Annotated in this window: 8 protein-coding genes and 1 pseudogene; 6 read left to right on the plus strand and 3 right to left on the minus strand. The window is 70.3% G+C overall.

The annotated features are described in order from the left end of the window. Positions 1-237: 237 nt before the first annotated feature. Positions 238-558, minus strand: coding sequence for a hypothetical protein (locus IJH84_RS17185; protein WP_200068498.1), 321 nt, complete (start codon positions 556-558; stop codon positions 238-240). A gap of 135 nt (positions 559-693) precedes the next feature. Between IJH84_RS17185 and IJH84_RS17190 the strand changes: the two genes are divergently transcribed. Continuing rightward, positions 694-1,479, plus strand: a complete 786-nt coding sequence (locus IJH84_RS17190) for a 3-hydroxybutyrate dehydrogenase (protein ID WP_200068499.1) — start codon at positions 694-696, stop codon at positions 1,477-1,479. Positions 1,480-1,521: 42 nt separating this feature from the next. Here the strand turns inward: IJH84_RS17190 and IJH84_RS17195 are convergent, their stop codons facing one another. Next, positions 1,522-1,836 (minus strand): chorismate mutase, encoded by a 315-nt coding sequence (locus IJH84_RS17195; protein ID WP_200068500.1) that lies wholly within the window; start codon positions 1,834-1,836, stop codon positions 1,522-1,524. A 307-nt stretch (positions 1,837-2,143) separates the two neighbouring features. On the opposite strand from IJH84_RS17195, the gene IJH84_RS17200 reads away from it, so the two are divergent. From IJH84_RS17200 to IJH84_RS17215, 4 genes are all read left to right on the plus strand, one after another. Next, on the plus strand, positions 2,144-2,506 hold the full coding sequence (locus IJH84_RS17200) for a hypothetical protein (protein ID WP_200068501.1): 363 nt from the start codon (positions 2,144-2,146) through the stop codon (positions 2,504-2,506). After that, entirely contained in the window at positions 2,503-2,901 is a 399-nt protein-coding gene (locus IJH84_RS17205; protein WP_200068502.1) for a type II toxin-antitoxin system VapC family toxin, read from the plus strand. The genes IJH84_RS17200 and IJH84_RS17205 overlap by 4 nt, the downstream gene beginning before the upstream one ends. A gap of 58 nt (positions 2,902-2,959) precedes the next feature. Next, positions 2,960-5,494 (plus strand): UvrD-helicase domain-containing protein, encoded by a 2,535-nt coding sequence (locus IJH84_RS17210; RefSeq protein ID WP_295146228.1) that lies wholly within the window; start codon positions 2,960-2,962, stop codon positions 5,492-5,494. Between the two features lie 69 nt (positions 5,495-5,563). After that, entirely contained in the window at positions 5,564-6,388 is an 825-nt protein-coding gene (locus IJH84_RS17215; protein ID WP_295146230.1) for a class I SAM-dependent methyltransferase, read from the plus strand. 56 nt (positions 6,389-6,444) lie between these two features. On the opposite strand, the gene IJH84_RS17220 is transcribed toward IJH84_RS17215, so the two are convergent. Continuing rightward, the gene (locus tag IJH84_RS17220) at positions 6,445-7,161 is read right to left on the minus strand and encodes a M23 family metallopeptidase (protein ID WP_295146233.1); all 717 of its coding nucleotides are present in this window, start codon (positions 7,159-7,161) and stop codon (positions 6,445-6,447) included. A gap of 665 nt (positions 7,162-7,826) precedes the next feature. Between IJH84_RS17220 and IJH84_RS17225 the strand changes: the two are divergent. Next, positions 7,827-8,307 (plus strand): annotated as a pseudogene (locus tag IJH84_RS17225) (hypothetical protein); the annotation flags it as partial.

Below are 8,307 nucleotides of genomic sequence, written 5' to 3' on the forward strand. Positions count from 1 at the left end.
CCGACCCGGCGGGCCAGCGCGGGATGCGGAGGACTCGATCGTTCGGGAGCGGCGATGGGTCGTTCGGGCGCGACGATTGGTCGGAGCGCTGAACCGGATGCCGCCGAATGGCTCATGGTCGGGCAGGCTAGGCAGCAACGAGCGTCCCGCGCGTCACACGAGCAGGTGAGAAAGGCCAGCTCCGCCCGGACGGGTTACTGGCGCTGCCGGTCCGGCGGTTGCGGCCGGACCGGGACTTCAGTACTGCCCGCTGCGGAACTTGGTCTGGCTGCTCTGCAACGCCTTCAGCGAGACGGCACCGCCACCGGCGCCGAGCAGCATGGCGAAGATGTCCGCCCCGACGGCACCGCCGCTGGCGATCAGCAACGCCAGCAGCGTGACGCCCAGCGTCACGCCCGCCACCGGTAGCCGCTTGCGCGCGAAGTCCACCGCGGGCTGGCCACCGGGACGCTTGCGCGCCGCGGAGGTCAGCATCCCCAAGTAGACCGCGTGGCCACCGGCTGCCAGCACCGCCACGACGGTCACGAGCCAGGCGACGAGGTCAACGATTGCGCTCATGCCACCAGTCTGCCCGCACCGCGAGCCGTCCGGTATGGGGGATATCCCGGAAACGCCCCCGGCGTGGGCTGCCGGCCGCGAAAATGGTTGTCCCCGACCCTGGATTGAGATGGGTCTCACGCATAGGTTCGCGCTATGGATGATCGGCCGACCGGCTCTCCCGCCGTCCCGGACCCGTACCTGCTCGCCGGCAAGCGGGCGGTGGTGACCGGCGCGGCAAGCGGCATCGGCTCCGCCGCCGCGCGCAGGCTCGCCGCGGCCGGCGCCACCGTCGTGGCCGTGGACCGCGACGCCGAGCCGGTGCAGCGCATCGCGGAGGAGATCGGAGCCGAGGCCGGCATCGTCGACCTCGACGATCCGGAAGCCGCCGCCCCGCTGGGCGAGCACGCCGATGTCGTGGTCAACAACGCCGGGCTGCAGCACGTCGCCCCGGTGCACCAGTTCCCGCCGGAGGCGTTCGGCAAGCTGCTGCGAGTGATGCTGGAGTCCCCGTTCCGGCTGGTCCGGGCGGCGCTGCCCGGGATGTACGAGCGGGGCTGGGGCCGGATCGTGAACATCTCCTCGGTGCACGGCCTGCGCGCGTCGCCGTTCAAGAGCGCGTACGTCACCGCCAAGCACGGCTTGGAAGGGCTGTCCAAAACGATCGCGGTGGAGGGCGCCGCCTACGGCGTCACCTCGAACTGCATCAACCCCGGCTACGTGCGCACCCCGCTGGTGGAGAAGCAGGTCGCCGAGCAGGCCGAGCTGCACCGGGTGCCGGAGGAGCAGGTCATCGAAGACGTGCTGCTGGCGCGCACCCCGGTCAAGCGGCTGGTGGAGCCGGACGAGGTGGCCGACCTGGTGTGCTGGCTGTGCGGACCGGCCACGACCTCGGTCACCGGTTCGTCGTTCCCGATGGACGGGGGCTGGACGGCGCACTGAACGCGCCGGGCGGCTCGGTGCCCGCCCGGCGCGCGGAGCGGGTCAGTGCCCGAGCCGGCCGCGGCCCAGGCGCAGCAGGATCATCGCGAGTTCCCGCCCTTCCGGGCCGAGTTCGCGGTAGCGCGCGAGCACGTCCATCTCGCGGTTGTAGACGATGCGGGGTCCGCCGTCGGCCATCCGCCGCTCGCCGACCTGCCTGGAAACCTCGGCGCGGCGCTTGACCAGGCGCAGGATCTCGGCGTCCAGGTAGTCGATCTCTTCGCGGAAGCCGGAGATCGCCTCCGACGCGGGCTGCGCGGGCTCCGCGGCGTCGGGGGTCTCGGGCTGTTGCTGGTCACCGTCCACAGCGGCGTTCATGACTCGTCCTCCGGATCGGCCCCGCCCCCGGCCCCGGCATGCGAACGCCCCGGGTCCGAGGACCCCGGGGCGTCGTAGTGGTCAGAGCTCACGCAACTACGGGCGCCGGAGTCCCGGGCCCGTAGAAAAACTCCACTGCGAAGTTCTGCGTCAGCACGTCGGCAAGTCTGCCACAGCTCGCGGCTCGGTGGCCATGTGCTTTCGGACTCAGGCGGAGCGCCGCAAGATCACCGAGCTAGGCGACCACCTGTTCGAGTGGATCTTGTTGAAGTCGCCATCGCCTGCGCGGAGAGTGCACCATATGACTATGACTGACGATCGGCCGCCGGAAGCAGGGCAAGAGCCGAGAAACGCCGAAATGCCCGCCGTCCCGACGATCAACGTGGACGATTTCGTAGCCGATGCGGCCGAACTGATGAGGCGAGTGCGGGAAGGCGAAGCGTTCGCGATCACCGCCGAGGGCGAACCGTTCGCCTTGGTTCGTCCGCAGAGCGCCGTGGAGCGGCGGATGGACGAGTTCGTCGGGAAGGGTTACGCCGACCCGGATTGGCCGCAGCGGCACGAGGAACTGCTGGAGATGGTTGCGGAAGGGCCTCTTCCGGCGATCTTCGAGCAGGGGTGGTCCGCGTCCGAGGAATTGCTCAGGGACCGTGCGGAGGATCAGCGATGATCTACTTCGACTCCTGCGCATTCCTCAAATTGCTGCTGCCGGAGGAGCACCGGCCGGCCATCGCGAAGTACGTTTCCTCGAACCAGCAGCCTTGGGTTTCGAGCGAGTTGCTGCTCGTGGAAGTGCTTCGCGTGCTGAACCGCGGAGTTCCGAGCGAGAGTTCCTGGCGATGGGCCACCAAGATGCTCGCGGGCGTGGTCAAGGTGCCGGTGAGCGAGATCGCGACCCGGGCGTATCAGGTGACGCCCGCGAGCATTCGCTCGCTCGATGCGATTCATCTGGCCACGGCGCTGCACGTCGGTACCCCGTTGAGCGCGTTCATCACCTACGACAAGCGGTTGGAGGAGGCCGCGGTGGCGCACCAGCTGCCGGTGGTGGTGCCCAAGGACGAGTGATCGCGCAGCGTGCGGGTGCTCCGGGGGTGTCAGGGGCTCCCGGTAACGTGGAGCGGCGATGAGCACCCTGTTCGATCTTCCGCACGACGGTCCGTCCCAGGCGGGTTCCGCCGCTGCTGCAGGCGCGGCGGCGCATGATCCGGACGCCCTGCTCGCGGGCTTGAACCCGCAGCAGTCCGACGCCGTGGTGCACACCGGCTCGCCGCTGCTGATCGTGGCGGGCGCCGGTTCCGGTAAGACCCGGGTGCTGACCAACCGGATCGCCTACCTGCTCGCGCAGGGGGTGCATCCCGGGCAGATCATGGCGATCACGTTCACCAACAAGGCCGCCGCCGAGATGAAGGAGCGGGTGGCCGAGCTGGTGGGCAGGCGCGCGAACGCGATGTGGGTGTCCACGTTCCACTCGATGTGCGTGCGGGTGCTGCGCCGCGAGGCGAAGACGCTGGGCATCTCGTCGAACTTCACCATCTACGACGCCGACGACTCGCGGCGGATGATCACGATGATCGGCCGCGAGCTGGAGCTGGACTCCAAGCGCTATCCGGCGCGCACCCTCGGCGTGCACGTGTCGAACCTGAAGAACGAGCTGGTCACCCCTGCGGAGGCGGCCGAGCGCGCGGGCAACGACATGGAGCGCAAGGTCGCTCAGGTCTACGCCGCCTACCAGCGCAAGCTGGCCGACTCGCAGGCGATGGACTTCGACGACCTGATCATGCGCACCGTGGACCTGCTGCGCGAGCACCCGGACGTCGCCGAGCACTACCGCCGCCGGTTCCGGCACGTGATGGTCGACGAGTACCAGGACACCAACCACGCGCAGTACGTGCTGGTGCGCGAGCTGGTGGGGCTCGAACCGACCGAGAGCGGCACGCCGCCTGCCGAGCTGTGCGTGGTCGGCGACGCCGACCAGTCGATCTACGCGTTCCGCGGCGCGACGATCCGCAACATCGAGGAATTCGAGCGGGACTACCCGCAGGCCCGCACGATCCTGCTGGAGCAGAACTACCGCTCCACCCAGACCATCCTGAACGCGGCGAACTCGGTGATCCGGCGCAACTCGAACCGCCGGGACAAGCGGCTGTGGAGCGAGGCGGGCGAAGGCGCGCCGATCGTCGGGTACGTCGCCGACAACGAGCACGACGAGGCGGCGTTCGTGGCCGGCGAGATCGACAAGCTGGTCGACGACGGCGAGGTCACGTTCAACGACATCGCGGTGTTCTACCGGACCAACAACCAGTCCCGGGTGTTCGAGGAGGTGTTCATCCGCCTCGGTCTGCCCTACCGGGTCATCGGCGGGGTGCGCTTCTACGAGCGCCGCGAGGTCCGCGACGCGCTGGCCTACCTGCGGGTGCTGGACAACCCGGACGACACGGTGAGCCTGCGCCGGATCCTGAACGTGCCCAAGCGCGGTATCGGCGACAAGGCCGAGACCGTGGTCGCCGCGCACGCCGACCAGGAGCGGATTTCGTTCAACGCGGCGCTGCGCCAGGCCGCGGAGGGCCGGGTGCCTGCGCTGGCCACCCGCGCGCAGCGGCAGATCTCCGGTTTCGTGGCGCTGCTGGACGAGCTCGGCGGGATCGCCCGCGAGTCGGACGTGGCCGACGTGCTGGAGGCGGTGCTGGAACGCACCGGCTACCGCGGTGAGCTGGAGGCCAGCGACGACCCGCAGGACGCCGGGCGGGTGGAGAACCTGACGGAGCTGGTCACGGTGGCTCGCGAGTTCACCGAGTCCCGCGCGCCGCAGGCACCCGGGCAGTCCTCCGACGGGCAGCCCGGCAGCGGACAGAACACAGCCGGGCACGACGAGCCCGGCCAGGACGTTTCCGGTCAGGACACCGACGACCCTTCCGCGGACTCCGTCATGCGCCCGGCCGAACCGGCTGCGGAGGACACCGAGGAGGAAGCGCTCGGCCTGCCCGCGGACGACTCGCTGGCCGCGTTCCTGGAGCGGGTTTCGCTGGTGGCCGACGCCGACTCGCTGCCGGAATCCGGCGACGGCGTGGTCACCCTGATGACCCTGCACACCGCGAAGGGCCTGGAGTTCCCGGTGGTGTTCTCCACCGGCTGGGAGGACGGGGTCTTCCCGCACATGCGGGCGCTGAGCGACCCCGCCGAACTGGCCGAGGAGCGGCGGCTGGCCTACGTCGGCATCACCCGCGCCCGGCAACGGCTGTACCTGTCGCGGGCGTTGATGCGCTCGGCGTGGGGGCAGCCGATGACGAACCCGGCTTCGCGGTTCCTCACCGAGATCCCGGACGAGCTGTTCGAGTGGCGCCGCATCGAGCCGGAGCGGTCCGCGCCGCAGGTGCGCAGCACGTGGGGTAACCGCGGCGGGTTCGACCGCGGCGGTTCGGATTCGGCGCAGGCCGGGCTGGCCGAGCGCGGCATGCGCAGCACCGGTGCGGCGGGCTGGAAGGACCAGATGGCGATCAAGCTGGACGCCGGGGACCGGGTCACGCACGACAAGTACGGCCTCGGCACGGTGTTGGCCACCGAGGGCGAAGGTGCGCGCGCGACCGCCACGATCGATTTCGGGGCCTCGGGAACCGTGCGGTTGATGCTCATCGGCAGCGTTCCGCTGACCAAGCTGTGACCCCGGCCCGCCCGGGTGGAGTTAGCGTGCTCGCGCAAAGACTCCTGCACGCGGCTGGGGAATTCAGCGATGGAACGCGAGAGAGCCGATCTCACCGGCGCGCCGGCCACCATGCTCGCCACCCTCTCCGGACGGGCGCTGCACAGCCGCTCGGCCGACCCGATCCTGCACGATCCCTACGCGGAAGAGGCCGTGCGCCGGATCGACCACGACTTCAGCAAGACGGGAGTGCGCGGGAACGACCCGCTGTCGATCGCCCTGCGCGGCAGCCTGTTCGACCGGCTGGCCGCCGACCGGATCGCCGCGCATCCGGAGGTCACCGTGCTGCACCTCGGCTGCGGTCTGGACAGCCGCGGGCTGCGGCTGGACCTGCCGCCGTCGGTCGAGTGGTACGACGTCGACTTCCCCGAGGTCATCGACCTGCGCCGGAAGCTCTACGAACAGCCCGAACGGCACCACACGATCGCCTCGTCGGTCACCGACCCGGCGCTGCTCGACTCGATCCCGGGTGATCGCCGGGTCCTGGTGGTCGCCGAGGGGCTGACGATGTACTTGGACCCGCAAGAAGGCTTGGCCCTGCTGCGGCGGATCACCGAGCGCTTCCCCGCGGGGGAGTTGATCTGCGACGTGCAGGGCGAGCTGGCCGTCCGCTTCGCCAACGTGCTCAACAGCCCGGTGCGGGCGGCGAACGCGAAGTTGCGGTGGGCGGTCGGCAGCGGTGCCGAGCTGGTGAACGCGGTCCCGGGGCTGGCGCTGGATGAGGAACTGACGTTCTTCGAGGTGCCCGGGTTGGAGCGGCTGCCCGCGAGCTACCGCGCATTGGTGCGCGCGATGGGGCACATCCCGGCGCTGCGCCGGATGGCGCTCATCCTGCGGATGCACTTCGACGGCTGACCCCACCCGCCCTGGTCCGCCCCGCCCGGCCGGGCGGGGCGGGGGTGCGGCGCGGATCAGGTCAAGTTGATGCCGCGCTCGCTCAGCCACGGCAGCGGATTGATCTTCTTGCCGCTGGCGTTCCACACCTCGAAGTGCAGGTGCGTGCCGGTGGAGAAGCCGCGGTTGCCCATGGTGGCGATCTGGTCGCCAGCCTTGACCTGGTCGCCTTCGTCGGCGGTGATGCTGTTGACGTGCCCGTAGACGGTGATCGTGCCGTCGTTGTGCTGCACCCGGACCCACAGCCCGAAGCCGCTGGCCGGGCCTGCGTCGATCACGGTGCCGTCCATCGCGGACACGATGGGGGTGCCTTTGCTGTTTGCGATGTCGATGCCGTAGTGCGTGCTGCCCCAGCGGCCGCCGAACCCGGAGGTGAAGCTGCCTTGCGCGGGCTTGACGACCTGCGGGCGCTTGGCCTCTTCCTCGGCGGCGATGCGGGCGGCCTCGGCCGCGGCGCGCTCACCGGCGATCTGCTGGCTCTTGGCCAGCTTCTCCACTTCGGAGCCGGTGTCGGTGTTCTTGGTGACCGGCAGCACCTCGGGTGCGGGCGCGGATCCGCCCATCCCGGTGGAGGAGTCGGTGGCGGAGCCGAAGGAGGCGGCGGCGTCCTGGCCCGAGGCCAGCGGCTGCACGCCGTCCGAGTCCTGGGCCGGCTCGCCGTTGGCGATCGATTGGCCGGCTGCGGCGAACGCGCCGGCGGCGACGGCGGCGACCACGATGCGTCCGCGGATCACCGAAGGTGGGGTGGAGGACCGCCGCGAATTCTGCGATGGCGGATCGTGCGGGGACGACTCCTCGGCGTTCGGGGCGCCGGGGGAGCGATGTCGAGACAATGCCTGCCCTTCCGTCTCGGGGAGTCCGCTCACTCCCGGACGGGGATTCCGGGCGGCCGGTCGGGGAACCGGCATCGTGATCGGACCGTGACAACGGACCGGAGGACAGTAACCACGCCGATCCCCTAGGGGCAAATCTCGATCAGTGCGCGTGTGCCTACGGGGAGTGGTGGGATCCGGCGATGCAGGCATGGTCGCACAGCGTGCAAAACACGTCTCGGGGTTGTTACGGCGCGCCGCTGCCTGCCGGTTCGTGATCGAGCAAGACCCTCCCGTTTGGACCAAAGCAGGGCGCCTAGATCAACTCGGCGGGTGATCGAGCCCGAAAAATAGTGACTCAAGTCACAAAATTGGTTGCGCAGTGTCGTCAACCTTCGTCGCTCGTACGTTGTCACGCGGCTGAGTCGTGCGGCGGCTCGGAACCGATCGCGCCAGGCCCGGTGGCGGCTCAGCACGGCGCTCGCAGCGCAAGAAACCTCCACGCGGGTGAATCGGGTCGGCGGCCGGTCGCGCTCCGTCGCTCCCGGCGTCCCACCGCGGGCCCGCGGGTTGCTAGCGTCGGCGCGGTGAGTGCGCGGCCCGATCTCCCGCCCGATGCGCCGTCGGTAACGCAGACCCGGCCGGCGCCCGCCGAAAGCGCCGGTCCACCGATCGGCCTGAACATCGCCGTCGCGCTGTCCGCGGCAGGTGCGCTGCTCGGTGGACTCGCCCCGCTGTTCGCAGCGGTGACTCCTTCGATGCCGCCCGCGTTCACGTCCTGGCCGCTGCTGCTCGTGCTCGCGTTGATCCCCACCGCGCTGTCGGCGGCTCTGCTGCGCCGCAAGCCAGGTGTGGCGGCTGCGGTGCTGCTCGGCCCGGCGGTGCTGGCGCCCGGCCGGTTCGTGCAGGACATGCAGCTCGTCGTGGACGCGAGCTACGCCGCGCGGCCGGAACTGCTGCACGCCGACACGCTCGAACCGCTGGCGCCCGCGGCAGGCACGTGGGTCCTGCTGGCCGGGCACGTGCTGACCACGATCGCCGGAGCGTTGGCCGTGATCGCGGGCGGCA

The sequence above is a fragment of the Saccharopolyspora sp. genome, from assembly GCF_017434145.1.
GTDB classification, from domain to species: Bacteria; Actinomycetota; Actinomycetes; order Mycobacteriales; family Pseudonocardiaceae; genus Saccharopolyspora_C; species Saccharopolyspora_C galaxeae.